The following is a 22,528-nucleotide window of genomic DNA, read 5'->3' as shown; positions in this document are numbered from 1 at the left end:
GCCCGCAGCGTGCCTCCGAGGGTGTCTGGGGATCCCGCGCCGTCGCGAGCAGGTGCTCGGCGGAGTGCCTCGGTGCGCTGGAGGGGAGGCCTCGATGTGGTTCCATCGTGGCCTTTCCTCCAGTGCAGCGAGGTGCCCGCCGAGTGCCGCGCAGTAGGCGCGGGATCCCCAGACACCCTCCGCCTTATCCACCCCACGCTCAGGCGGGCCAGAAAGTTCCCGTTGCTCCGTCAGTACCCTCGCAGGGCGTCACTGAGTGCTGGCGCGAGGTCACCGCCGCCGGCCACGCGGACCTGGTCGAGCCCCATCCAGCCGGCCAGCTGCACGAGCTCGGCGGCCAGCTCTTCGGGAGTCTCGGCCGGTGCCTTCGGCTCGGCGTGGGCGGATTGGACCAGCAGGACCCCGGCGGTCCGGTCCGACTTCAGGTCCACCCGGCCGACCAGCCGATCCCCGAGCAGGAACGGGAGCACGTAGTACCCGTGGATGCGCTTCTCGGCCGGCACGTAGATCTCGATCCGGTACCGGAAGTCGAACAGCACCTCGGTCCGGGTCCGCTCGAACACCAGCGAGTCGAAGGGGCTGACCAGAGCCCGCGCGTTCACCCGTCGCGGCAGCCGCGCGTCCTTGTGCAGGTACGCCGGTCGCTTCCATCCCTCGATCTGGACCGGTAGCAGCTCGCCCTCCTCGACCAGCTCGGCGATCGCCTGCGCGGTCGGCTCCACCGCGGTCCGGAAGTAATCCCGCAGGCACTGCGCCGTGGCGACCCCGTGCGCCTTGGCCGCGATCAACACCAGCCCCCGGTGCGCGTCCGCGACCGAAGGTGTCGGGGTCGCCACCACCGCGGCGGGCAGCACCCGCTCGGGTACGTCGTACATCCGCTCGAACTGCTGGTTGCGCCGGGCGACGGTGATCTCGCCGGCGAAGAAGAGGAACTCGAGGGCCCGTTTCACGTCGGACCAGTTCCAGCCCCAGTTGTCCTTCGTCCGCTCGACGTCGTCGTCGATCTCGCGGGCCGTCAGCGGACCGTGGTCGCGGACGTCGGCGAGCACCTGCTTGATCAGATCCGGTCGCTCCGCGGCGATCGACCGCGGACCACCCCACGCCTCGGTCGCGGCGCGAGCCATCCGCCAGCGCATCAGCGGATGGGTCTCGACCGGGATCAGGGACGCCTCGTGCGCCCAGTACTCCACCAGCCGCCGCGGTGCCTTCCCGGCCGCACGGTCCAGCAGGTCCCGCGGATACGGCCCGAGCCGTGAGTACAGCGGGAGGTACTGCGCGCGGCTCAGCACGTTCACCGAGTCGATCTGGATCAGCCCGATCCGGCCCAGCACCCGTGCCAGCGCCCGCGCATCGGGCACGCCCTTCGGCCGCGGGTCCATGAACCCTTGCGCCGCGAGCCCCACCCGCCTCGCCTGAGCCGTCGACAACACCTGGGTAGTCACGAACGGGATTCTGCCGGACGGCACCGACAGAACTACTGCAACCGATCCTGCGGGCGCTGTTCGATCGCGGGTGGCGGCTGCTGTTCGGGCTTCTGCGGGTTGGCGACCACGATCGCGGCCTGAATGCTCGCTCCCGCTATGGCGAAGAGCTGGGAGAAGACGACGAAGGACGTCCAGGACGTGTCAGGGTCGATATCCGTCGACCAGAACAGGACCGACGCCGCCAGATAGATCGCGGCCGATGCCGCGAGCCAGACACTCCGGCGGCGGACGGCCAAGATCCCGAACATGATCGGGCTGCCCGCGCCGAAGGTGACCACGGGCACCGCCGCGGCCCCGATCTTCCGCCAGAACTGCCCCCAGTTGGTGGTGACTCGGCGGATCGGCGGGGATGGCGTCACAGGCGAGTAGCCGGCCGGGCCCGGCCGGATGACCGGCGGGTTGGCACCCATTTGCTGTTGGCCGACGGCGGTCTCGGACTGGTACAGCTCCTGGAGCAGCTGTCCGTGCATCGCGGTCAGTTGGTCGCGCGCCAGATCGAACGGCGGGCCGGCGAGTCCGGTCAGTGGCACACCGCGCCACAGGTCCAGAGCGGACCTGGTTTCGCGGATTGCCTCGTCCCAACGGCCCATCGTGCGCAGCTGGCGCGCGAGCTGCACGCCGTCCTCGAACCTGTTCACGTCGAGATCGATGCGGTCGACGTGCAGGACGTACCGACCGTCCGCCTGGACGGTCAGCTCACCGTCGGTCCCCGGCGTACGGTGCGGGTCGATCAACTCCCGCACCTCGCTGACCACCCTGCGCAGCTGCTGTGGACCGTCGTTGGGCGGGTCGTAGGCCCAGACGGCCACGAGCAGGTCGGCGATGGAGACCGGGGTGTTGGCCCGGAGCAACAGCGCGGCGAGGACTCGCTGATGCCGCTCCGACCTGAGATCCAGGGTCACTCCGTCCTGGAACACGGTCAGCGGCCCGAGCAGCCGGTAGCGCACCGTCATCGAAGCAGCCGTGGCCATCCACCCCTCCCAGGTGTCCCGATCCCCCACCGGACCAGTCCAGAAATCGTACGTCCGAACCGGGGGCATAACTCGGAAGTTACCGCAAGTGGGAGGTGCGCTACGGAGGGTATGCGGGAGACGCTGCCAGCAGGCTGCGCCGCCCGTGTGGCCACTATTCACCTGGAGTGAGGCATGACAGGAAGAGTTCAGGCTGCCAAAGTCACAATGACGGCCGGTGTGCTGCTCGCGGCGTCCCTCGGCGCGGTGTCCCTCGCATCATCCACCGCGTCGGCTGCGCCGGCGCCGGACGGACCGAGGCCCCGCATCGTCGGCGGCACGATCGCCCACACGGCCGACTCGCCGTGGGCCATCCAGCTCTCGAACAGCGGCTCCCCCGACCCGACCGGTGAGTGGTGTGGGTCGACCCTGGTCGCGGCCAACAAGATCGTCACCGCGGCGCACTGCTCGCAGGAGGCGGCCGGCACCTACACGGCGATCCAGGGCCGGGACGTGCTCAGCGACAAGTCCACGGGCAAGGAATCCAAGATCAGCAGCATCTGGGTGGATCCGCAGTACGGCAAGCAGCCCGGCCACGACGTCGCGGTGATGACGCTGGCCACGCCGTTCACCGGCGTACCGACCCTGGCGCTCGAGACCGACAAGGCCGCGGATACGGCCGGTGCGGCCTCGGTCGTCTACGGCTGGGGCGAGACCGAGGGCACCGGTCCGGCGGACACCTTCCAGAAGGTCGACGTACCGGTGCTGGGCGACGCGTACTGCGAGAAGGCCTACGCCTCCGAGGGCTACACCGCGGACGGTGAGATCTGCGCCGGCCTCGAGGAGGGCGGCAAGGACTCCTGCCAGGGCGACTCCGGCGGTCCGCTCGTCCTGAACGGCCGCCTGTTCGGCGTGGTCTCGTGGGGCATCGGCTGCGCGGACCCCGGCAACCCGGGCGTCTATGCCGAGGTGGCGACGTACTCCGCCGAACTGCAGGCCCAGATCGGCTGAACGACCACAGAAGAGGCCGGGCTCCTCGGAGCCCGGCCTTTCCGTTGTAGCTCCTCCCGGGTCAGACGGCCAGCCGGATGACGCCGTAGTCGTAGCCGCGGCGCCGGTAGACGACGCTGGGCTGGTTCTCGTCGGCGTCGACGAACAGATAGAAGTCGTGTCCGACCAGCTCGAGCTCGTAGAGCGCCTGGTCCAGCGACATCGGCTTGGCGGTGTGGGTCTTCTCGCGCATCACCAGCGGACCGTCGCCGGTGACCGTCAGCGATCCGACCTTGTACGTCGCCACTCCCTCCTCGGCCACCGTCTCTTCCACCGGTGCGTGGCCGTTGAGCGGCTGTTTCGCGTTCACGTGCCGCAGGCCCTCCACGGGGCGCTCACCGCGGTGCACCCGGCGCCGGTCGGCCGCCTTGCGGACCTGGGCGCGGAGCCGGTCCAGGCAGACGTCGAACGCCGCCTGCTTGGTCTCTCCACACGCTTCGGCGCGGACCACGGGACCCTTGGTGTACATGGTGAGCTCGACACGCATCGCTCGATCGTGCTGTCGCGGGTTCTTCTCCTGGCTGACTTCCACCTCGCACCGCAGTACTCGGTGATCGACCTTCTCGATTCGCTCGAGTTTTTCCTCGACGTACTGCCGGAAGCGGTCACTGACCTCGCAGTGATGACCCTTGACAACGACGTCCACGGAAACCTCCATCGATCGGCGACTTCTTGTTACGTCTCCGGACCCCCGCCAATGGGAAGAACTGCCTCCTGCTCGGTGTGCTGGTGGCGGTTGGGGCGCCCGAAACGAGAACACCCGCTATCGAGCCGGTCGGGCTCCGTGGTCAGGAATCCGGCTGATCCGGTCCTGCTCCACATCCTTGCCCGACAAGCCCCTGCGGGTGTCATGGGCCAACGCTAGTCGGCTTCGGCGAAAACCGGTAGGGAAGTTCTCATGAACCAGACGGTGAACGGCGTCGGGTCGCGGCCACCACCGCGCAGCCGAGAACCGGGATTCCCCGCGATTCCAGGGCCCGGCAGGCCTCCGCGAGCGTGGATCCGGTGGTGATCACGTCGTCCACCAGCAGGACCGGTTGATCCGTCAGCCTTTCAGCCCAGCGCGAACGAACCGCGAAAGCTCCGTCCAGGTTGGCGGTACGGCGTTCCGCGGACAGTCCGGCCTGGTCGTCGGGACGCCGTACGACGGTCAACGCGTCCGCCAGGCGACCGTCGATCCCCTGTCTACGCAGGGCCCGGACCGCAGCCTTGGTGATCCGCCGCAGTGGGTCGTGCCCGCGTTTGCGTACCGTCCCACGGTCCGACGGGACCGGACACACCCAGACACCTCGATGCTCTCCCAATGCACTCAGGACGGCTCTCGTAAGCACGTCCCCGAGCGGACGCGCCAACGCGTACCGAGCGTTCTCCTTGTGCTCATTGATCAGTCGGCGGATCTCATCGGCGTACGGCGCACTCGCGGTCGGCGGCGGGAGTCCGGGCGGACGTGGGTCCGGCCAGGCACGGAACGGAGTCACCGCACCCAGTAGCTCCCGGCAACCACCACACAGAGTGACGCCGGGCCGTTCACAGCCGGCGCACGTCCCACCCAGGACAAGATCGACCAACGCGTCCCGGACCTGCACAGCATTCAGCCCGGATAGGTCGGCGTGATCGGCGGGCCGTTGCCGTCGGAGTCCATCGGCGTCCAGCTCAGGTCGCGGCTGAGCCAGTGCACGTGGCCTTCGACGTCCTGGACCACCGGCAACGTGTCGGTGTTGAGGTTGGACACGACGAACTTGGCGGCGAAACTCGGCGGCGAGCCGGGGAGCAGCTGCAGCCGGGATCCGTCGGTGTTGACCAGCCACGGCTGCGGTGTCGGGTTGCTGCCTGCAGGGTTCGAGCCGATGACGAGGATGCCCTGCTTGTTCCAGGCTGCGTCGGTGATGTTGTTCAGCTGCAGCCGGAGCGGGCGGAACTGGTCGAGCTGCAGCTGCTTGCCACCGTTGGCGGACTGGGCGGTCGCGGTCTCGACGTACGTCTTGCCGCCGATCTTGGACTTCATCACCAGCAGCGCGCGCACCCCGTCCGGCGCCATCTTCAGCACCAGTGGGGTGTCACCACCGAAGTCGACCTTGACTGTGCTGAGCCCGCCGTCGCGGTCGAGGATCCGCAACCGTGGCGTCGCGCTGTCGGCCCGGTCCAGGATCCAGAGGTTGTCCTGGCTGTCGTAGCTCGGCCGCAGCACCTGCCCCTCGACCTTCGGGGACTCCTTGACCGGCTGGCCCTTGTTGGTCGAGTCCAGCGGGGCGGACGCGATGATCTTGTCGCCCTTGCTGTTGGTGGTCACGATCGCGCCGAGTCCGCCGTGCAGGTTCACCGCGAACGACTGCGCCTCGTACAAGGACAGCTGGCTGGTGTCGAGCGGCTTGGCGGCGATGTCCGTCGTACCGTCCAGGCCGACGATCCGCTGCACCTTCTTCGCCTTGAGGCCGTACAGGTCGGTGAGCGACCCACCGGACACGGACGGGTCGAACTGACTGAAGTTGGCGAACTGCAGCACGTCCGGGTCGTCCGGCAGCAGCGGTGCGCCGCCTACGGTGATCTTCGCCCGCAGACTGATCTGGTTGAGCGTCCAGACGATCTGGGCCGCGAGCAGCCGCCGGTCCGGCTCCCTGAGCGCGCCGGCAGCGTCGTTGAGCGCGACCGTCGCCACGCCGAGTTCCACCGGGACGGACACCTGCACCTCGGTGCCAGGTGGGGCCAGTGTGATGACGCCGTTCCCGAGGCGGGAGGTCGGCCCCTTCAGCAGCTCCTGGATCAGCTGGGTGGCGGCCTGGCCGGATGACAGGTTCACCGGCAGGTAGACCGGGTCGGGCACGAGCAGCTCGCGGCCCGGTGTGAAGAAGAACAGGTCACGCGGGGCGAGCTTCAGATCGACCTGGTTGCTGCCCAGGTACACGCCGTTCGGAGTGGAAGCGACCCGGAGCTGCCCGTCGACGGTGGCCAGCTTGAAGAAGAAGTCGGCTGTCGCACCTGCCGGTGCGGGGATCCACTCGCCCCGGTCGTTGATGGTCGCGATCTTCCGGGCGGTCAGCATCACCCCGCCGTCCTTCGGGGTGAGCTGGTCCGGGACCTGGTCGTAGACAACGGTCTGCGACTCCGGCTTCCACGCGCTCGCGGCGTCCGAGGTCATGTACTCGCGGGCCACGTCGAACGCCGACGAGTCTGACATCGCCTCCAGGAACCCACTCACCAACGGCAACGCCTTGGCGTCCTTCCGTGGCGCCTTGGCTTCCACACCGACGCCACCAGGATCACCGGCGAGGCCCTCGCGGGTGCCGTAGCGGATGGAGCCCTTGGTCGGCACGGTCGCGCAGCCGGTCACCAACACCAGTGCCGCCAGCACGGCGACAAGCAGCCGGCGACTCACCGCTCGTCACCCCTGGTCAGCTTCTGGTACGGCGCTCCGACGTCGACGAGCGACTTCTCCGTCACTACCCAGCTGGCGTCGGCCGGGCGGGCCGGAAGCGGCGAGCCGGTCAGCGTCACGTCGGTCCGGCGCGGCAGGGTGAGTCGGAAGTACGCACCGTCGCCCGGCGAACCCCACGCGTCCAGTCGGCCGCCGTGCAGCCTGGCGTCCTCGAGGGCGATCGACAGTCCGAGGCCGGTGCCCCCGGTGGTCCTGGCTCGGGCCGGGTCGGCGCGCCAGAACCGGCTGAACACCATCTCCGCCTCTTCCGGCCGGAAGCCGATCCCGTGATCGCGAACCCCGACCGCGGCCGCGTCGTCGTCGTACGCCGTGCTGATCCGGATCGGCATTCCTTCGCTGTGCTCGATCGCGTTGCCGATCAGGTTGCGCAGGATGCGCTCGATCCGGCGTGAGTCCACCTGGGCGCGGCACGGCTCCGGCATGTCCAGCACCACTTCACAGCCCTTGCGTTCCAGCAAGGTCTCGTGGTTCTCCAGGACGCGGTTGACGATGTCGCGCAGGTCGACGTCCTCGAGGTCGAGCGCGGCCGCACCGGCGTCGAACCTGCTGATCTCGAGCAGGTCGGCGAGCAGTTCCTCGAAGCGGTTCAGCTCGTTCTGCAGGAGCTCCACCGAGCGGCGGCTGATCGGATCGAACTGATCGCGGGTCTCGTGCAGCAGGTCGGCAGCCATGCGGACCGTGGTCAGCGGCGTCCGCAGCTCGTGTGAGACATCGGAGACGAACCGGCGCTGCAGTCGCGACAGCTCCTCGAGCCGCCGGATCTGACGCTGCAGGTTGCTGGCCATCTTGTTGAACGAAACCGCCAGCCGGGCCAGGTCGTCGGTCCCGCGGACCTGCATCCGCTCCTCGAGCTTGCCGGCCGCCAGCCGCTCAGCGATCCGCCGTGCCATCCGGACCGGCGTAACGACCTGCCGGGTGACCAGCCAGGCCACAGCGCCGAGCAGCACGATCAGAAGCAGTCCCGCGGTCACCAGGGCGCGCTGGACGACGTCGAGCGTCACCTGCTGCGCGGTGAGCGGGAAGAGGAAGTAGACGGCGTACTTCTCGTTGGTGGACTTGATCCGGAGCTGCGAGCCGATCACCAGACCCGGGACGCTCGATCCGTCCCGGTAATTGATCTGGGTGTAGGTGTCCCAGAGCTTGTCCTCGTCGCTCATCACCGAGGACGCCAGGGGCTGCGGGATCGAGTCGCTGTCGACCAGACCGGTGTAGCGGATCACGTTCGACACCGAGGAGTCGGTCGGCACGAGGAGAACGTCGTACAGGCCTGGTCGGTTGGAGCCGAGGACGAGGTCCGACAGTTGCGCGTTGACCGTGTTGCTGCCGGCGGCGTTGATCGTGTTCGACAGCTGGGTCAGCTGCGCGAGCGCCTCCGCCTGAGCACTGGTACGACGGGACTCGAGCACCCCGTCGGTGACCTGGCTCATCATCACCCAGCCGACCAGGAGCAGCACGACGGTCGACATCAGCAGGGTCCCGGTGACGATCCGGGCCTGGATGGACCGGCGCCAGATGTCCGGCCAGTGCTTGGGGTGGGTCCGCCACAACGGCTGTGGGTAGGCAGGCCAATCCGCCGCGGCGGCGGTCAGCTCCAGCTCCGTCCCGCGGGCCTCGGCCACCTCCTGCTCGGGCGGGGCCGGTGGCTGCCGCTCCGAGCCCGCCGTCGATCCGATCGTGGCGGTCACAGTGCTGGTCTCAGGGGCAGCCTGCGACTCTTGGTCGCGTCCGTACTCGATCAGTCCGCACCCGCCTTGTAGCCGACCCCGCGGACCGTGACGACGATCTCCGGGTGCTCGGGGTCCTTCTCGATCTTGGAACGCAGCCGCTGGACGTGCACGTTGACCAGGCGCGTGTCGGCGGCATGCCGGTAGCCCCAGACCTGCTCCAGCAGCACCTCACGGGTGAAGACCTGCCAGGGCTTGGAGGCCAGGCAGACCAGCAGGTCGAACTCCAGCGGCGTCAGCTGGATCGTCTCGCCGGCCCGCTTCACCGAGTGCCCGGCCACGTCGATGGTCAGGTCGCCGATCGTCAGCGACTCCGGCCCCGGCTCGTCCATCCGCCGCAGCCGGGCCCGGATCCGGGCCACCAGCTCCTTGGGCTTGAACGGCTTCACCACGTAGTCGTCGGCCCCGGACTCCAGGCCCAGCACGACGTCGACCGTGTCGCTCTTGGCCGTCAGCATCACGATCGGCACCCCCGACTCGGCCCGGATCGCCCGGCAGACATCGATCCCGTCCATCCCGGGCAGCATCAGGTCGAGCAGCAACAGATCGGGCTTGAACTCACGGAACGCCGGTACCGCCTTGTCACCGGTCGCGCACAGATAGGTGTCGTAGCCCTCGTTGCGCAGCACGATGCTGAGCATCTCCGACAACGCCGTGTCGTCGTCGACGATGAGGACGCGCCCTCTCATCGTCCGGTTACCATCTGCCACGCCCTGCTCCTCGCCGTCCGTTCGTTGTGCGCCCAGCGGATGCTGACCGTACGCACTACGGATAGTGTCCCATTCCCCGGGTAGTGCACACGCCGGATCGCCGGGGTGACCCCAGTTTGGGCTGTGATCATGGTGCATCGGCGGGGCTCATCACAAACTCAGGCATGATTCGGGCCGGCGAGGGGAGGGACGCAGTGGCCGACGACATCCGTCTGCACGAAGAGGCAGCCGGTGAACCACTGCGCCCGTGGTTGCCCGCGGACCTGCTCGACAACGCGGCCCGGACGATCTCCGAGAACAAGACGATCATGCTCGGCCTTCCGGTACTGGCCGCAATCGCCCTGGTGGCGATCCAGGCGGCCCTCACCGAGGTCGCCGTACCTGGTGGGCTGCGCGGGTTCCTCGGCTCGGACGGGCCGTTCGAGCAGGCCGGTGCGGCGCTGCTGCTGACGTACGGCGTGCAGCTGGTGCTGTTCACGGTCGTGTCGAGCATGCTGGCCGGGATCATCGCGCTGGCCGCGGTGCGGAGTCAGTTGGGCCATCGGGTCGGGCCGCGGGACCTACTGCGGCTGGTCCGGCCGGCGTTGCCTGCACTCGCAGCGGTCGGTCTGATGCAGTCGCTGTCGTTCATGCTGCTGATCGGGGGCTGGGCGCTCGCTGTGCTCGGCCTCGGCGCCGGTGCGGAGTCGGCGATCTCGTCCGATGCGGCCGGTGCGGTGGCGGTCGTGATGATGCTGGTCGGCGCAGTCCTCGTGGTGGTCTTCGGTATCCGACTGGTGCTCGCCGGCACCGTCGTACTGATGGAAGGGCGGCATGCGCCGGACATCGGGCTCTACATCCCTGCCAGGGTGGGGATCTGGGGTGCGCTGCGGCGGTCGTGGCGGCTGGTGCGGGGCAAGTTCTGGCGGGTGTTCGGGATCCTGCTGTTCGGCGGTCTGGTGGTGAACATCGTCGGATACACCTTGCAGTTCGGCAGCACGCTGCTGGTGCTGACGGTTGGTTCGTGGGCGGACAGCGGTGACAGCACCACAGGGACCATCATCGCGGCCGTGCTCGGTGCGGCGGTCGGACTCGCGACGGTGGTGACGCTGATCGCGAGCTTGGCGTTCATGTCCGCCGTACAGGCTCTGATCTACCTGGACCTTCGCGTACGGCGGGAAGGCCTCGACCTGTGGATGCGTCCCGCTCTGGGACCAGGGGGTACGGCGTGATCTTTCTGGAACCTCCCGTGGACATCGGCCGGGACCAGGCGGCACAGGAGGCGGCCAACGAGCTGTCCAAGTCGACGTACCGGGAGTCGGGCGGCTCTCTGATCGAGAAGGCGATCACGAAGGTGCTGGAGTGGATCTCCGACCTCCTGGGCAACCTCAGCGGCACCTCGTCCAACGGCCACGCCGGACTGGCCATGCTGATCGGTTTGCTGGTGCTGATCGTGGTCGTCGTGCTCTGGCGAGCCGGCGTACTGCGGACCAGCCGCAAGACGACGGAGGCGGTGTTCGACACGAGCAAACCGCACTCGTCCGTCACGTACCGGGCCCAAGCCGAGCGGGAGGCCGCGTCCGGCGACTATGCGCTGGCGATCCGGAGTCGCTTCCGGGCGTGCGTTTCCGAGCTCACCGAGCGGACCATTCTGGATGAGCGAGCTGGGCGGACGGCGTACGAGGTGGTCGCGGATGCCGGGCGCGCCTCGCCCGGCCTGAGGGCACCGCTGCAACCGGCGGCCCTGGTCTTCACAGAGGTTGTCTACGGCAACCGTCTGGGTACGCCGGAGCGGTACGCCGTTGTTGTGGCTGCCGATGACGCGGCGCGGACTGCTCGGGTGTCTGCATGAGTACGGCGGTCGGGCGGAGTGCCGGGGAGAGCTGGCGGGTCCTGCGGGTCCCGATGCTGCTGACGGGCGCCGTCGTACTGGTTGCCATCGTCATCATGATCGCCGGGACCGCACGGACCTCGGGACCGTTCAGTCCGGACTCCACCGAGCCGGACGGGGCACGTGGGCTGGCTGCGTTGCTGAAGAACCACAACGTCAATGTGCACAGCACTTCGCGGCTCGACGATGCCGTGCAGCCCGGAGACGGCAAAGCACTGATCATCGGGCCGTCGGGATCGTTGGATCGGTCGTCGTGGCAGCGGATCGCGGCTGCGCGGTGGAGTCACCTGATCTTGATCCGCCCAGCGCCCGCGGCGCTGGAGGTGCTCGCGCCAGGTGTGCAGGACAACGGCCAGTCGCTGTCGTGGCTCAGCCGCGAGCCCGGGTGTGATCTGCCGGCCGCGGTGAAGGCGGGCTCGGTGACCGTGAGTGGATCGACGTACTCCGCACCGGACGACGCGCAGCGGTGCTACGGCGATGGCATCACGAACACAGTGGTCCGGCTGGCCTCGTCCGACCGGATTGTCGACGTGGTCGGTACGCCGCGGTCGTTCACCAATGCCGAGTTGGCTCACGACGGCAATGCGGCTCTGGCGCTCAACCTGCTCGGCACCCGCCAGGAGCTGACCTGGTATCTGCCGGAGTGGGAGTCCAGTGATTCTTCGGGTCCGGATACGGATGCGCTAGTTCCGCCGGAGGTTCGTTACGTCGGCTGGGCCGCGGCTTTCGCCGTACTGATGGTTGCGCTTTGGCGGGGGCGGCGGCTCGGACCTGTGGTGGCTGAGCGGCTGCCGGTGATCGTGCGGGCCGCGGAGACCACCGAAGGCCGGGCGCGGCTCTATCGGCGCTCACGGGCCCGCGACCGTGCTGCCGCGGCGCTGCGCGAGTCTGCGCTGGGCAAACTGCACAAGGCGCACGGTATCCCCCAGCGGACCGAGCCGAGCGCTGTTGTTGCGACAATCGCGGCTCGAACCGGACGGGATCCCGTCATGCTGTATGAACTGCTCTACGGTCTCGCGCCCGCTGATGACGCCGCTCTGATGTCCCTCTCCCACGAACTCGACGTACTGACGCAGGAGGTACGACACCCGTGACGACTATCGAGGTCACCGCCGACCAGGCCAGGCAGGCGCTGGTCGCGCTGCGGACCGAGATCGGCAAGGCGGTGGTCGGTCAGGACACCGCTGTGACCGCACTGGTGCTCGCGCTGCTGTGCCGCGGCCACGTGCTGCTGGAGGGTGTGCCTGGTACGGCGAAGACCCTGATGGTGCGTGCGTTGTCGATGGCGATGCGGTTGGACACCAAGCGGGTGCAGTTCACGCCGGACCTGATGCCGGGCGACGTCACCGGATCGCTCGTGTACGACGCGAAGACGGCGGAGTTCGAGTTCCGTCGGGGGCCGGTGTTCACGAACATCCTCCTGGCCGACGAGATCAACCGGACCCCGCCGAAGACGCAGGCCGCGCTGCTGGAGGCGATGGAGGAGCGGCAGGTCACGGTCGACGGCGAACCGCGTCTGCTGCCGGCGCCCTTCGTGGTGGCAGCCACGCAGAACCCGATCGAGTACGAGGGCACCTATCCGTTGCCTGAGGCCCAGTTGGACCGGTTCCTGCTGAAGGTGACGCTGGACATCCCGCCGCGCGATCTGGAGATCGCCGTACTGGCTCGGCATGCGCAGGGGTTCGATCCGCGGGACCTGGCGGCCGCAGGGTTGCGTCCGGTGGCCGGACCCGAGCATTTGCTGGCCGGTCAGAACGCCGTACGGCGGGTTGCGGTTCGGGATGACGTGCTGGCTTACGTGGTGGACCTGTGCCGTGCGACGCGGCAGTCGCCGTCGCTCCAGCTCGGGGTGTCGCCGCGTGGCGCCACTGCGCTGCTGGCGGTGTCGCGGGCCTGGGCCTGGTTGTCGGGACGCGACTATGTGATCCCGGACGACGTGAAGGCGATGGCACGTCCTTGCCTCCGGCATCGAGTCCAGGTGCGGCCCGAGGCCGAGCTCGAAGGGGTCAGCGCCGACGCGGTCCTCGAAAGCGTGTTGGCCACGGTCCCAGTCCCCCGCTGATGGTTGTCACAGGCAGGGCCGGGTTGCTGGCTGCGGCTGGGGTGGTGTTCGTCGCTCTGGTGCTGCCCAGCTGGAGCGGTATCGGCCTCGTGGTCGCGGTCGTGCTGCTGGTGTGTCTGGTCGACATCCTGGTGGCCGGGTCGCCTCGGCGGCTGCAGTGGAGTCGTGAGGGTGACACCGCCATCCGGCTCGGCGAGCAGGCCGTGGTGACCCTGCTGGTGACGAACCCGGGTCGACGGGTGCGGGGGTTGGTGCGGGACGCATGGCCGCCGTCTGCCGGCGTACTGGATCGTCCGCACAAGCTGGACCTGCCCGCCGGCGAACGACGTCGACTGGTCACGCATCTGGTGCCAACGCGCCGTGGTGACCGGCATGCGGAGCGGGTGACGGTTCGGTCGATCGGTCCGCTTGGTTTTGCCGGTCGACAGGGTTCGCATCGAGTCCCGTGGACGGTCCGGGCGCTGCCGCCGTTCAAGAGCCGGAAGCACCTGCCGTCGCGGTTGGCGCGGTTGCGGGAGCTTGATGGCCGTACGGCGTTGCTGGTGCGCGGTCAGGGCACGGAGTTCGATTCGCTGCGTGACTACGTGCCAGGGGATGACGTCCGCAGCATCGACTGGCGGGCGACCGCTCGCCGCGGCAACGTCGTACTGCGAACCTGGCGGCCCGAACGGGACCGCCAGGTCGCCATCGTGATCGACTCCGGCCGCATGTCCGCCGGCCGAGTCGGTGACGCGCCCCGGCTCGACCATGCGATGGATGCGGCGCTTCTCCTGGCCGCGTTGGCGACCCGAGCGGGTGACCGAGTCTCCTTGCTGGCCTGCGATTCCGCCGTACGGGCCGACGTACGACGTCCCGCTCCCGAAGACGTCCTCCCGTCGTTCGTCAACGCCCTCGCGAACGTCGAAGCCGAGCTGGTCCAGACCGACTTCCGCATCGTCGTCTCGCAAGTCCTGGAACGCCTGGGCCAACGCTCCCTGGTAGTCCTCCTCACCGGCCTCGACCCAGCCGTCATCGAGGAGTCCCTCCTCCCGGTCATCGGCCCCCTGCTCCGCCGCCACGTAGTAGTCCTGGCCTCCGTCGCCGACCCCCGCCTCACCGAACTGGAGTCCACCCGCTCCGACCTCCCCGAGGTCTACGCCGCCGCCTCCGCCGCCCGCACCCGCCTCGACCGAGACCGGGTAACCGCCATCCTCACCAAAGCCGGCGCCACCGTGGTAGACGAAGACCCCGACCACCTCCCCCCAGCCCTCGCCGACACCTACCTAACCCTCAAAAAAGCCGGCCGCCTGTAACGCGGGATCACATCGTGGGGCGGGCTTGGGCGAAGGTCCAGTGGTGGCCTTCCAGGTCTTCGGCTTCGTAGATGCGGTAGCCGTGTTGGTGGATTTCGGTGAGGATTTTGGCGTTGTTGGACTGGGCGTGGGTGAAGTGGGCGTCGAGGTCGTCGACGTAGATCCAGATGTTGTGGTCGTGGCCGTTGACGTGGCCTTCGGTGAGTTTGAACAGGAGGATGGCGCGGGCTCCTACGTGCAGCTCGATCCAGGTGCGGCGTTCGCCGTCGGCGGGGATTCGGTCCCAGGAGTCGAGGCCGAAGACGGTGTGCAGCCAACGGGCGGCTGCGGCGGGATCCTCGTAGTACAAGGCGATTGCCAGCCGGTCGACCTCGCGAGGGGTGCGCGGCGCGGAGTCGCGGCGGGTGTTCCACTGGGCGAACCAGGTGACGACGTTGGGCCAGAAGTAGAAGGCCTTCGTGCCACCCTGGACCAGGGCCTGTACGACGGTGACGCGCGTGCCGTCGTTCGTCGGGTCGAAGCGGACCTCCGTCTCGGTGTCGTCGACCGAGCTGCGGTACGCGAAGACGGCGCCCGGCTCCCAGAGGGTGATCGTGCCGAGCTCGAGCGCGTCGTCCTGGTAGACCTCCAGGATGCGGCCACCGACGCCGGGCTCGATCCGCATCTCGATCGCGCGGGCGGCGTCGAAGAAGTTGATCGGGCCGCGCACCCACCACAGGTCGATCTCCGCGGTGAACACCGTGAACGCGGTCGCCGGGTCGGCGGCCACCTCGACGGAGGCCGTGGCGGACTGTTCGGTCATGACGACTCCTTCTGCTCGATATGCCGTTTGAACGAGCCCAACTGCTCGCGCCAGTGCGCCTGCACCTGGTCGAGCCAGGCCTGGACCGCGACCACGGGCTCGGGGTTGAGGTGGAAGAGCCGGACCCGCGCGTCGTCAGGGACGCGCTCGTCGGCGACCAACCCGGCCGCCAGCAGGATCTTCAGGTGCCGACTCATTGCCGGCGACGAAGCACCGGTCGCCGCGGCCAGCTGGCCGGCTCGCTGCGGGCCTTCGCCCAGGAGCTTGACCACCTGCCGTCGAGTCGGGTCCGCGAGTACCTCGAAGAACCGGTCCGCTAGATCTTCCACCATGTCGCAATAATTCTCCGTCTCGTTAACTATTGTCAACACCTCGAACGACCCACCGAACCCACACCGCCGCCGCCCCCCGGCCTTTAGACCCGGCTTTAGACCCGACTTTGTGCACGCAGTCCGTACTTCGACGAGGCGGAAATACGGACTCGGTGCACAAAGTCGGCCTCTTGAGCGCGTGCGGGGGCCGGGGGCTGCGGGTCGGGGGCTGCGGGTCGGGGGTTGGGTGGTCGCGGGTGGGGGTCGCGTGTCGGGGTGGCGGGTCGCGGCTCGCGGGTCGGGGGTCGGGGGTCGGGGGTCGGGGGTGGCGGGTTGACACGGGTGGGCAGTCTGCTACACGATCGTGTAGTGGACTGTGCGAGCGTGTAGCGAGGGGGTGTGGGTGATGGATCGACAGGTCGATGATCTGACGGCGCGGGCGCGGATTCGGGACGCGGCGATCCGGCTGTTCGGCGAGCGCGGGATCGAGGGTGCGTCGATCCGCGACGTCGCCGCCGAGGCCGGTGTGTCGTCCGGGCTGGTCCGGCACCACTTCGGGTCGAAGGAGGCGCTGCGCGAGTTCTGCGACCAGTACGCGAAGGAGCGGATGGCCGCGATCAGCGCCGAGGTGTCGACCTCCGAGGGCGTTGCCGGCCTGGACCCGGCGAGCATGCATCCCCGCGTCTTCCCGCTGCAGCTCTACCTGGTCCGCTCGATGATGGACGGCTCGGAAACGGCGACCGCGCTGTTCCTCGGTGCCGTCGAGACGATCGAGGAGTGGAGCACGTCGTACGGCATCGAGCCCACCGACCGGCGCGCGTACGCGGCCGCGATGGCGGCGATCAAGTTGAGCACTTTCGTCTTCCGGGACCAGATCTCGAAGGCGCTCGGCGAGGACATCACCTCGCCGGCGGGATACGCGCGGATCGGCCAGGCGCTGATGGAGGTCTTCGCCATCCCCCTGATCACGCCGGAACAAGCAGAGCAACTACGCAAAAAACACTCTGAGGAGAACTGATCATGCCGGCTGCCATCAGCACGGAAGGTCTGGTCAAGACATTCGGACGGACGCATGCCCTGGACGGCCTCGAGCTCGAGGTGCGTACGGGCGAGGTCCACGGCTTCCTCGGCCCGAACGGCGCGGGGAAGACCACGACGATCCGCATCCTGCTCGGGCTGACCCGGGCAACCTCTGGTACGGCGCGACTACTCGACGGCGACCCCTGGTCGGACGCGACCGAGCTCCACCGCCGGCTCGCGTACGTGCCCGGTGACGTGACGCTGTGGCCGAACCTGTCCGGCGGCGAGGCGATCGACCTGCTCGGCCGGATGCGCGGCGGGGTGGACAAGAAGCGCAAGGCCGAGTTGCTCGAGCGGTTCGACCTCGACCCGCGGAAGAAGGCGCGCACGTACTCGAAGGGCAACCGGCAGAAGGTCGCGCTGGTCTCCGCGCTCGCCTCCGATGTCGAGCTGCTGCTCCTCGACGAGCCGACCTCGGGGCTGGACCCGTTGATGGAGGAGGTGTTCCGCGAGGTCGTCCAGGAGGCGAGCGACCGGGATGGGCGGACGGTTCTGCTGTCCAGCCACATCCTGTCCGAGGTCGAGGCGCTCTGCGACCGCGTCACGATCATCCGGGCCGGTCGGGCGGTCGAGAGCGGCACTCTGTCCGACCTGCGGCACCTGACCCGTACGTCGATCCAGGCCGAGCTGGCCGGGTCGACGGACGGGCCGGCCGGGTCGATGGACGGGCTGGCCGGGTCGATGGATGGGCTGGCGCAACTGACGGGCGTGCACGACCTGCAGGTGGACGACGGACGGGTTCGGTTCGATGTGGACACGGACCAGATCAATCCGGTGCTGCGCCGATTGACGGAGATCGGCGTACGGAGTCTGGTCAGTCAGCCACCGTCGCTGGAGGAGCTGTTCCTGCGGCTGTACGAGCCGGAGAAGGTGTCACAGTGAAGACGCTCGCGGGTACGGGCGGCCTGATCCGGTTGATCCTGCGACGGGACCGGATCGTGCTGCCGCTGTGGACCCTGTTCCTGGTCGCGATCTCGGTCAGCTACGTGCAGACGTACGGCGACCTGTTCCCGACGCCGGAGTCCCGGATCAAGTATGCGAGCAACGCCGGCTTCATCACCTTGTACGGCGAACTTTCCGGCACCAGCCTGGGTGAGTTCGTCACGTGGCGACTGGGATTCGTGCCGGTGATGATCGGGCTGATCAGCCTGCTCACGGTGATCCGGCACACCCGCGTCGAAGAGGAGACCGGACGCCGCGAGCTGCTCGGCTCGAGCGTCGTCGGCCGGCACGCACAACTCGCCGCGGCGCTGCTGTCGATCTTCGGCGCGAACGTCGTGCTCGCCGGGTTGCTTGCCATCGGCATGCACAGCCAGGACCTTCCCTGGGCCGGATCAGTTGCCATCGGCATCGAATACGGCGGCACCGGCGTCCTCTTCGCGGCCGTCGGTGCAGTGGCCGCGCAACTGACCGCGAGTGCGACGACGGCGCGCGGGATCGCGATCAGCGTGCTCGGCGCGGCGTACGTCCTGCGAGCAGCCGGCGACACCAGCGAGCACACGCACGGACCCCTCGCGTGGCTGTCCTGGGTCTCCCCGATCGGCTGGGCCCAACGCATTCGTCCGTACGGCGACAACCAATGGTGGCTCGCGGTTTTGGTGCTAGCGGCAACCGTCGTACTCGTTGTTGTCGCCAGTTATCTCTCCGTACGGCGGGATGTCGGCGCCGGACTGTTGCCCGCCCGGCCAGGACCGGCGGAGGGAGCACTCGGCTCACCCCTGGCACTCGCCTGGCGACTGCACCGCGGACTGCTGACTGCATGGACGATCGGATTCGCCTTACTGGGCTTGCTTTTCGGCGGTGTGGCCGAGGGTGTCGGGGATCTGATGAAGGACGATTCGCGGGTCCAGGAGGCGTTCGCGCGGCTTGGTGGGTCGAGTGGGTTGATCGACTCGTTCTTGGCGGGTGTGATGACGCTGGTCGGGTTGATCGCATCGGCGTACGCGGTCCAGGCGACCTTGCGGCTGCGGACCGAGGAAGCCAGCGGGCGGGCGGAGCCGGTGCTCGCGACCGCGGTCGGTCGGTTGCAGTGGGCGGCGAGCCACCTCGTGTTCAGTCTGCTCGGGCCGGCCGTGGTGCTTCTCGCGGCCGGCTTGGCCGAGGGTCTCGCCTACGGCTCGGCGATCGGCGACGTCGGCGGTCAAGTGCCACGGTTGATCGGTGCGGCGCTGGCGCAACTGCCGGCCGTGTGGGTGCTGGCGGCCCTGGCGATCGCGATCTTCGGGTTCATCCCGAGCTTGTCGCCAATTGCCTGGGCCGGGCCGGTGATCTGCATCCTGATCGGCTTCGTCAGCGCCGGAATGGCCTTGGACGACTGGGTCCGCGACATCTCGCCGTTCAGTCACCTGCCATCGTTGCCGGGTGGATCGGTCTCGGCCGGCCCACTGATCGCGCTGATCGTGATCGCCGCCGTTATGGGTCTGGCCGGGCTGGCGGGACTGCGTCGGCGGGACATGCCGGTCGGCTGATTCAGCGAGCGTTGCGGGACCAGATAAACGCGTAGACGCCGAAGGCCGCGAAGCCGAGCGCGAGGATCGTGAGCAACACGGATCCGAACGGCTGCTCCTTGACCGTGTGCAGCGCGGAGTCCAGACCGCCGGCCTTCTGCGGGTCGTACTGGATCGCGGCCCAGCCGAGCAATCCGCCGACCACGATGAACGCGACGCCCTTCGCGGCGTACCCGATCCGGCCGACCAGGATCGTGCCGTCGGGAACACCGGGAGTGAGGTCCTCGGTGAACTTCTTCGTGACGGCCTTGTAAATCTGGTAGACGCCGATCCCGATGATCGCCAAGCCGATCGCGACGATCACCACGCGACCGGGCCCGTGCGCCATCATCCGCCCAGTGAGCGTCTTCTGCTGACCCGAACTCGAGTTGCCGGAACCGATCGCGACCTTCACCGCGCTGATGCCAAGGACGAGGTAGACGACGCCGCGGCCGACCGCTGACACCTTCTTCGCCGGCTTCAGGTCGCCGTACGCGAGCTCGAGTGCGCGCCAGATCACCAGCGCGAACATGCCGATCGCGACGATCCAGAGCAGCACTCCGCCGAACGGCTTGCTCGCAAGCTCCTGGAGTGCGCCTTGCTGGGACGCCTCCTGCGACGACTGGCCCCAGGCGAGTTGCAGCGCGATCCATCCGATGAGCAGATGGACGACGCCGTACGCGATCAACCCGACGGTGATCGCCAGATGGTACGTCTGACTGTGTCTGACTTCCTGGGCGGTCCTCATCCCTCCCTGTGCCCAGGAGCGGACGGTCTACGCGGATACGGGCGCCGTGGCCTCGCGGTCGACCTCGTCGACATCGCCGTACTCGCCGGAGCGGTACGCGCGGCGCCCGAGGGTCCAGACGTAGGTGATGAAGGCGAGCTCGACGAGGATGCCGATGGAGATCCGAACCGGGGCTGGGAGGTACGGGGTCACGAAGGCTTCGATCAGACCGGTGACGAGGAGTACGGCGGCCAGTCCGATCGCCATACCGACCGTGGCACGTCCGGTTTGAGCGAGCGCCTGCATGCGGGTGCGTGCGCCGGGTGCGATCCAGGACCAGCCGAGGCGGAGGCCGGCCGCGGAAGCGACGAAGACGGCGGTCAGCTCGAGCAGCCCGTGCGGCGTGATCAGGCTGAAGAACAGACCGCCTTTGTCGTTGCTGATCATCAGTCCGGCGCTGACACCGAGGTTGAGCGCGTTGTTCCAGAGGAGGAAGACCGACGGGATCAACAGGACGCCCAGTGCGAGCGCTGCGGCACTCAGGGTGGCGTTGTTGATCCAGACGCGGAGGGCGAAGTCCCGGGCCGGGTTCTCCGAGTAGTAGGACTCGAAGTCGTGGTTGACGAGCTGCTGGATCTCGGCCGGGGTACCGATCGAGGCCGCGACCTCCGGATGCACCACGATTCGCCAGGCGGTCCATGCGACGACGAGGTAGAAGAGCAGGCCGATCGTGACCCACCAGCGTCTGGACGCGTAGAGAGCCGCTGGGAAGCTCACCAGGAAGTACTTGGAGATGTCACGCCAGACGGGAGCCTGTGCGCCGGTCACGGCACCGCGTGCGTCGGCGATCAGACCGGAGAGGCGTCCGATCGACACCGGGTCCGCACCTGCGGCTCTGAGCGCGGAGAGGTGAGTGCCCACGCGCTGGTACAGCGTGACGAGCTCCTCGGCCTCAGCACCGGAGAGGCGACGCTGGCGGCGGGTGAGATACGCCAGCCGGTCCCACTGCGGCTGGTGCACCGAGACGAACGCTTCGACGTCCACAGCCGCACCTCCTCCGCTAGTGTCCCTTTACGCTGGCAGACTAGCCGGACGCGGTGTCTAGGGGAGGTGGCGGCCGAAGTGTCTCAGCTGGTTACGGGCGAAGCGGTCGTCCTTCAGGTGCGGATTGCCCGGATGCCGACGCGGGCGCTGGCCTGTGCGATCGACGTGCTGCTGCAGTTCACCGTTCTCGGCGTACTGATCTCACTGCTCGCCGGGTTTCTCTTCACCGGGGCGAGTGAGGCGTTGGCGGGTGCGCTGATCTTCATCGTCGTGCTGCTCGTCGTGATCGGCTATCGCGTCGTGATGGAGACTCTGACCCGCGGCCGGACGCTGGGCAAGATGGTGCTGGGCCTGAAGGTGGTGCGCGACGACGGCAGCTCGATCCGGTTCCGGCACGCGCTGGTGCGGACGTTGATGTGGTTCTTCGTCGACTTCGCGCCGTGGTTCGCGGCCTGTCCGGGGATCGCTGCGAGCCTGATGAACAAGCAGGGCAAGCGGATCGGTGACATGGTCGCCGGTACGGTCGTCATCCGCGAACGCCACCAGCCGATGGCCTCACCGCCACTCTTCGTCCCGGGTCACCTGGTCCAGTGGGCGCAGTCGCTCGAGCTCTCGCGCCTCTCCGATGACCTGGCCAACGCGTCCCGCGACTACCTGGCCCGCTTCACCGAGCTACAACCTGACGCCCGCATCGCACTGGGTGACGCGCTAGCCTCCCGGGTCGCCCAGCTCACCGCGCCGGCCCCACCGGTCCCGATCATCGCTCCCGCGTACCTGTCCGCCGTACTGGCCGAACGCCGCCGCCGAGAGCTAGCCCGCCTAGCCACCAACCGGCCTGTCCACACCGGCCCGTTTGCCCCGTCGTACGCGATCCCGGCAGGCCCCTTCGCGCCACCCAGCCCGTACGGCGCACAAGCCCCCACACCCCCGCCCGGCCCCTTCATCCCACCCCCACCACCCCCCGGCCCCCGCCCAGCCACCCTCAACCCCCAAGGCTGGGCCACCCCCGGCAGCAACCACTGGACCTGAACCAGCCGAACCAGCTCATCCCGCACAGCTGCCAGCCGAGCCTGCTGATCCAGCAGGCCAGCTGAACCAGCCGAACCGGCCGAGCCCGCTCATCCCGCAGGCCAGCCGACTGAGTGAATGCTGCCTTCTTCTTCTCCTCCGCAGTAAGCTCAGCCACCCACCAACAGCAAGGCGCCCCCACCAACCGGCGGGTTCACGTGGTCGTCGCAACACCTCGATTTGAGGAGTTGCGGCGGCCATGTCGTTTGTGGAGGATTTTGAGTGTCACGGTGGTGCGTTGTTGCGGTTGGTGGATGGCGGGGCACCGGTAGCGGCTGCGTGTGAGGTGTTGGGGATCACGCGCGGTCGTGGTTATGAGATTTTGCGGGCGCTTGGGCGTGGGTCGGGCCGGCGGCGGACGGTCATCACTGATGAGCTGCGTGAGCAGGTCGTTGCGGTGTTCAGGGACTCGGGGAATGTCACCCGTGCCGCGTC

The 22,528-nt window shown here is 68.4% G+C and carries 22 protein-coding genes; 11 read left to right on the top strand and 11 right to left on the bottom strand.

What is annotated here, in order from left to right; genetic code table 11:
* Nucleotides 1–230 precede the first annotated feature (230 nt).
* Together ACWF4Z_RS03440 and ACWF4Z_RS03435 are read right to left on the bottom strand one after the other, a co-directional pair.
* A complete protein-coding gene (locus ACWF4Z_RS03440) occupies nt 231–1,379 on the bottom strand; it encodes a winged helix-turn-helix domain-containing protein (RefSeq protein WP_452241931.1) in 1,149 nt (382 codons plus the stop codon).
* 95 nt (nt 1,380–1,474) lie between these two features.
* A complete protein-coding gene (locus ACWF4Z_RS03435; RefSeq protein WP_452241327.1) occupies nt 1,475–2,455 on the bottom strand; it encodes an AfsR/SARP family transcriptional regulator in 981 nt (326 codons plus the stop codon).
* A gap of 174 nt (nt 2,456–2,629) precedes the next feature.
* Between ACWF4Z_RS03435 and ACWF4Z_RS03430 the strand changes: the two genes are divergently transcribed.
* On the top strand, nt 2,630–3,445 hold the full coding sequence (locus ACWF4Z_RS03430) for a S1 family peptidase (RefSeq protein WP_452241326.1): 816 nt from the start codon (nt 2,630–2,632) through the stop codon (nt 3,443–3,445).
* Between the two features lie 61 nt (nt 3,446–3,506).
* On the opposite strand, the gene hpf is transcribed toward ACWF4Z_RS03430, so the two are convergent.
* The 5 genes from hpf to mtrA form a co-directional block, all read right to left on the bottom strand.
* Nucleotides 3,507–4,130 (bottom strand): ribosome hibernation-promoting factor, HPF/YfiA family, encoded by a 624-nt coding sequence (gene hpf, locus ACWF4Z_RS03425; RefSeq protein WP_452241930.1) that lies wholly within the window; start codon nt 4,128–4,130, stop codon nt 3,507–3,509.
* 250 nt (nt 4,131–4,380) lie between these two features.
* Complete coding sequence (locus ACWF4Z_RS03420; RefSeq protein ID WP_452241325.1) at nt 4,381–4,962, bottom strand: ComF family protein; 582 nt, start codon at nt 4,960–4,962, stop codon at nt 4,381–4,383.
* Between the two features lie 113 nt (nt 4,963–5,075).
* Nucleotides 5,076–6,857 carry an LpqB family beta-propeller domain-containing protein gene (locus ACWF4Z_RS03415; protein ID WP_452241324.1) on the bottom strand — a complete coding sequence of 594 codons (1,782 nt, stop codon included), beginning with the start codon at nt 6,855–6,857 and terminating at the stop codon, nt 5,076–5,078.
* Entirely contained in the window at nt 6,854–8,602 is a 1,749-nt protein-coding gene (gene mtrB, locus ACWF4Z_RS03410; protein ID WP_452241323.1) for an MtrAB system histidine kinase MtrB, read from the bottom strand. Before mtrB ends, ACWF4Z_RS03415 begins: the two co-directional genes overlap by 4 nt.
* Nucleotides 8,603–8,652: 50 nt before the next feature.
* The gene (gene mtrA / locus ACWF4Z_RS03405; RefSeq protein WP_131345780.1) at nt 8,653–9,330 is read right to left on the bottom strand and encodes an MtrAB system response regulator MtrA; all 678 of its coding nucleotides are present in this window, start codon (nt 9,328–9,330) and stop codon (nt 8,653–8,655) included.
* 215 nt (nt 9,331–9,545) lie between these two features.
* On the opposite strand from mtrA, the gene ACWF4Z_RS03400 reads away from it, so the two are divergent.
* Genes ACWF4Z_RS03400 through ACWF4Z_RS03380 form a run of 5 tightly spaced genes read left to right on the top strand, consistent with a single transcriptional unit; the run spans nt 9,546 to nt 14,575 of the window.
* Nucleotides 9,546–10,562, top strand: coding sequence for a hypothetical protein (locus tag ACWF4Z_RS03400; protein WP_452241322.1), 1,017 nt, complete (start codon nt 9,546–9,548; stop codon nt 10,560–10,562).
* Nucleotides 10,559–11,182: a DUF4129 domain-containing protein gene (locus ACWF4Z_RS03395; protein ID WP_452241321.1), complete on the top strand. Its 624-nt coding sequence runs from the start codon at nt 10,559–10,561 to the stop codon at nt 11,180–11,182. Before ACWF4Z_RS03400 ends, ACWF4Z_RS03395 begins: the two co-directional genes overlap by 4 nt.
* On the top strand, nt 11,179–12,315 hold the full coding sequence (locus ACWF4Z_RS03390; RefSeq protein ID WP_452241320.1) for a DUF4350 domain-containing protein: 1,137 nt from the start codon (nt 11,179–11,181) through the stop codon (nt 12,313–12,315). The genes ACWF4Z_RS03395 and ACWF4Z_RS03390 overlap by 4 nt, the downstream gene beginning before the upstream one ends.
* Nucleotides 12,312–13,283 (top strand): AAA family ATPase, encoded by a 972-nt coding sequence (locus ACWF4Z_RS03385; RefSeq protein WP_452241319.1) that lies wholly within the window; start codon nt 12,312–12,314, stop codon nt 13,281–13,283. Before ACWF4Z_RS03390 ends, ACWF4Z_RS03385 begins: the two co-directional genes overlap by 4 nt.
* On the top strand, nt 13,283–14,575 hold the full coding sequence (locus ACWF4Z_RS03380) for a DUF58 domain-containing protein (RefSeq protein ID WP_452241318.1): 1,293 nt from the start codon (nt 13,283–13,285) through the stop codon (nt 14,573–14,575). Before ACWF4Z_RS03385 ends, ACWF4Z_RS03380 begins: the two co-directional genes overlap by 1 nt.
* A gap of 7 nt (nt 14,576–14,582) precedes the next feature.
* Here ACWF4Z_RS03380 and ACWF4Z_RS03375 read toward each other — a convergent pair whose 3' ends face one another.
* Together ACWF4Z_RS03375 and ACWF4Z_RS03370 are read right to left on the bottom strand one after the other, a co-directional pair.
* Nucleotides 14,583–15,377 carry a VOC family protein gene (locus ACWF4Z_RS03375; protein WP_452241317.1) on the bottom strand — a complete coding sequence of 265 codons (795 nt, stop codon included), beginning with the start codon at nt 15,375–15,377 and terminating at the stop codon, nt 14,583–14,585.
* The gene (locus ACWF4Z_RS03370; RefSeq protein ID WP_452241316.1) at nt 15,374–15,709 is read right to left on the bottom strand and encodes an ArsR/SmtB family transcription factor; all 336 of its coding nucleotides are present in this window, start codon (nt 15,707–15,709) and stop codon (nt 15,374–15,376) included. The genes ACWF4Z_RS03375 and ACWF4Z_RS03370 overlap by 4 nt, the downstream gene beginning before the upstream one ends.
* A 385-nt stretch (nt 15,710–16,094) precedes the next feature.
* Here ACWF4Z_RS03370 and ACWF4Z_RS03365 point away from each other — a divergent pair, with 385 nt between their 5' ends.
* The 3 genes from ACWF4Z_RS03365 to ACWF4Z_RS03355 are packed head-to-tail and all read left to right on the top strand — an operon-like array spanning nt 16,095 to nt 19,236.
* Nucleotides 16,095–16,706 (top strand): TetR/AcrR family transcriptional regulator, encoded by a 612-nt coding sequence (locus tag ACWF4Z_RS03365; RefSeq protein ID WP_452241315.1) that lies wholly within the window; start codon nt 16,095–16,097, stop codon nt 16,704–16,706.
* A 2-nt stretch (nt 16,707–16,708) separates the two neighbouring features.
* Nucleotides 16,709–17,650, top strand: a complete 942-nt coding sequence (locus ACWF4Z_RS03360; protein ID WP_452241314.1) for an ABC transporter ATP-binding protein — start codon at nt 16,709–16,711, stop codon at nt 17,648–17,650.
* Complete coding sequence (locus ACWF4Z_RS03355; protein ID WP_452241313.1) at nt 17,647–19,236, top strand: ABC transporter permease; 1,590 nt, start codon at nt 17,647–17,649, stop codon at nt 19,234–19,236. The genes ACWF4Z_RS03360 and ACWF4Z_RS03355 overlap by 4 nt, the downstream gene beginning before the upstream one ends.
* A 1-nt stretch (nt 19,237) precedes the next feature.
* Here ACWF4Z_RS03355 and ACWF4Z_RS03350 read toward each other — a convergent pair whose 3' ends face one another.
* Nucleotides 19,238–20,002, bottom strand: a complete 765-nt coding sequence (locus ACWF4Z_RS03350) for a DUF1206 domain-containing protein (RefSeq protein ID WP_452241312.1) — start codon at nt 20,000–20,002, stop codon at nt 19,238–19,240.
* Nucleotides 20,003–20,029: 27 nt separating this feature from the next.
* The gene (locus ACWF4Z_RS03345) at nt 20,030–21,025 is read right to left on the bottom strand and encodes a stage II sporulation protein M (protein ID WP_452241311.1); all 996 of its coding nucleotides are present in this window, start codon (nt 21,023–21,025) and stop codon (nt 20,030–20,032) included.
* A 78-nt stretch (nt 21,026–21,103) separates the two neighbouring features.
* On the opposite strand from ACWF4Z_RS03345, the gene ACWF4Z_RS03340 reads away from it, so the two are divergent.
* Together ACWF4Z_RS03340 and ACWF4Z_RS03335 are read left to right on the top strand one after the other, a co-directional pair.
* Nucleotides 21,104–22,054 carry an RDD family protein gene (locus tag ACWF4Z_RS03340; protein ID WP_452241310.1) on the top strand — a complete coding sequence of 317 codons (951 nt, stop codon included), beginning with the start codon at nt 21,104–21,106 and terminating at the stop codon, nt 22,052–22,054.
* 238 nt (nt 22,055–22,292) lie between these two features.
* A partial coding sequence (locus ACWF4Z_RS03335) for a hypothetical protein (RefSeq protein WP_452241309.1) occupies nt 22,293–22,528 on the top strand: 236 nt, incomplete at its 3' end.

It is taken from the genome of Kribbella sp. NPDC055071 (assembly GCF_053608045.1).
This window is presented reverse-complemented; position numbering and strand designations above follow the sequence as displayed.

Coding starts and splice junctions, on each gene's coding strand:
- ACWF4Z_RS03360 (WP_452241314.1), top strand. CDS start 16,709: ATGCCGGCTGCCATCAGCACGGAAGGTCTGGTCAAGACATTCGGACGG.
- ACWF4Z_RS03365 (WP_452241315.1), top strand. CDS start 16,095: ATGGATCGACAGGTCGATGATCTGACGGCGCGGGCGCGGATTCGGGAC.
- ACWF4Z_RS03350 (WP_452241312.1), bottom strand. CDS start 20,002: ATGAGGACCGCCCAGGAAGTCAGACACAGTCAGACGTACCATCTGGCG.
- ACWF4Z_RS03390 (WP_452241320.1), top strand. CDS start 11,179: ATGAGTACGGCGGTCGGGCGGAGTGCCGGGGAGAGCTGGCGGGTCCTG.
- ACWF4Z_RS03440 (WP_452241931.1), bottom strand. CDS start 1,379: ATGGACCCGCGGCCGAAGGGCGTGCCCGATGCGCGGGCGCTGGCACGG.
- ACWF4Z_RS03435 (WP_452241327.1), bottom strand. CDS start 2,455: ATGGCCACGGCTGCTTCGATGACGGTGCGCTACCGGCTGCTCGGGCCG.
- ACWF4Z_RS03370 (WP_452241316.1), bottom strand. CDS start 15,709: ATGGTGGAAGATCTAGCGGACCGGTTCTTCGAGGTACTCGCGGACCCG.
- mtrA (WP_131345780.1), bottom strand. CDS start 9,330: ATGAGAGGGCGCGTCCTCATCGTCGACGACGACACGGCGTTGTCGGAG.
- ACWF4Z_RS03375 (WP_452241317.1), bottom strand. CDS start 15,377: ATGACCGAACAGTCCGCCACGGCCTCCGTCGAGGTGGCCGCCGACCCG.
- ACWF4Z_RS03380 (WP_452241318.1), top strand. CDS start 13,283: ATGGTTGTCACAGGCAGGGCCGGGTTGCTGGCTGCGGCTGGGGTGGTG.
- ACWF4Z_RS03430 (WP_452241326.1), top strand. CDS start 2,630: ATGACAGGAAGAGTTCAGGCTGCCAAAGTCACAATGACGGCCGGTGTG.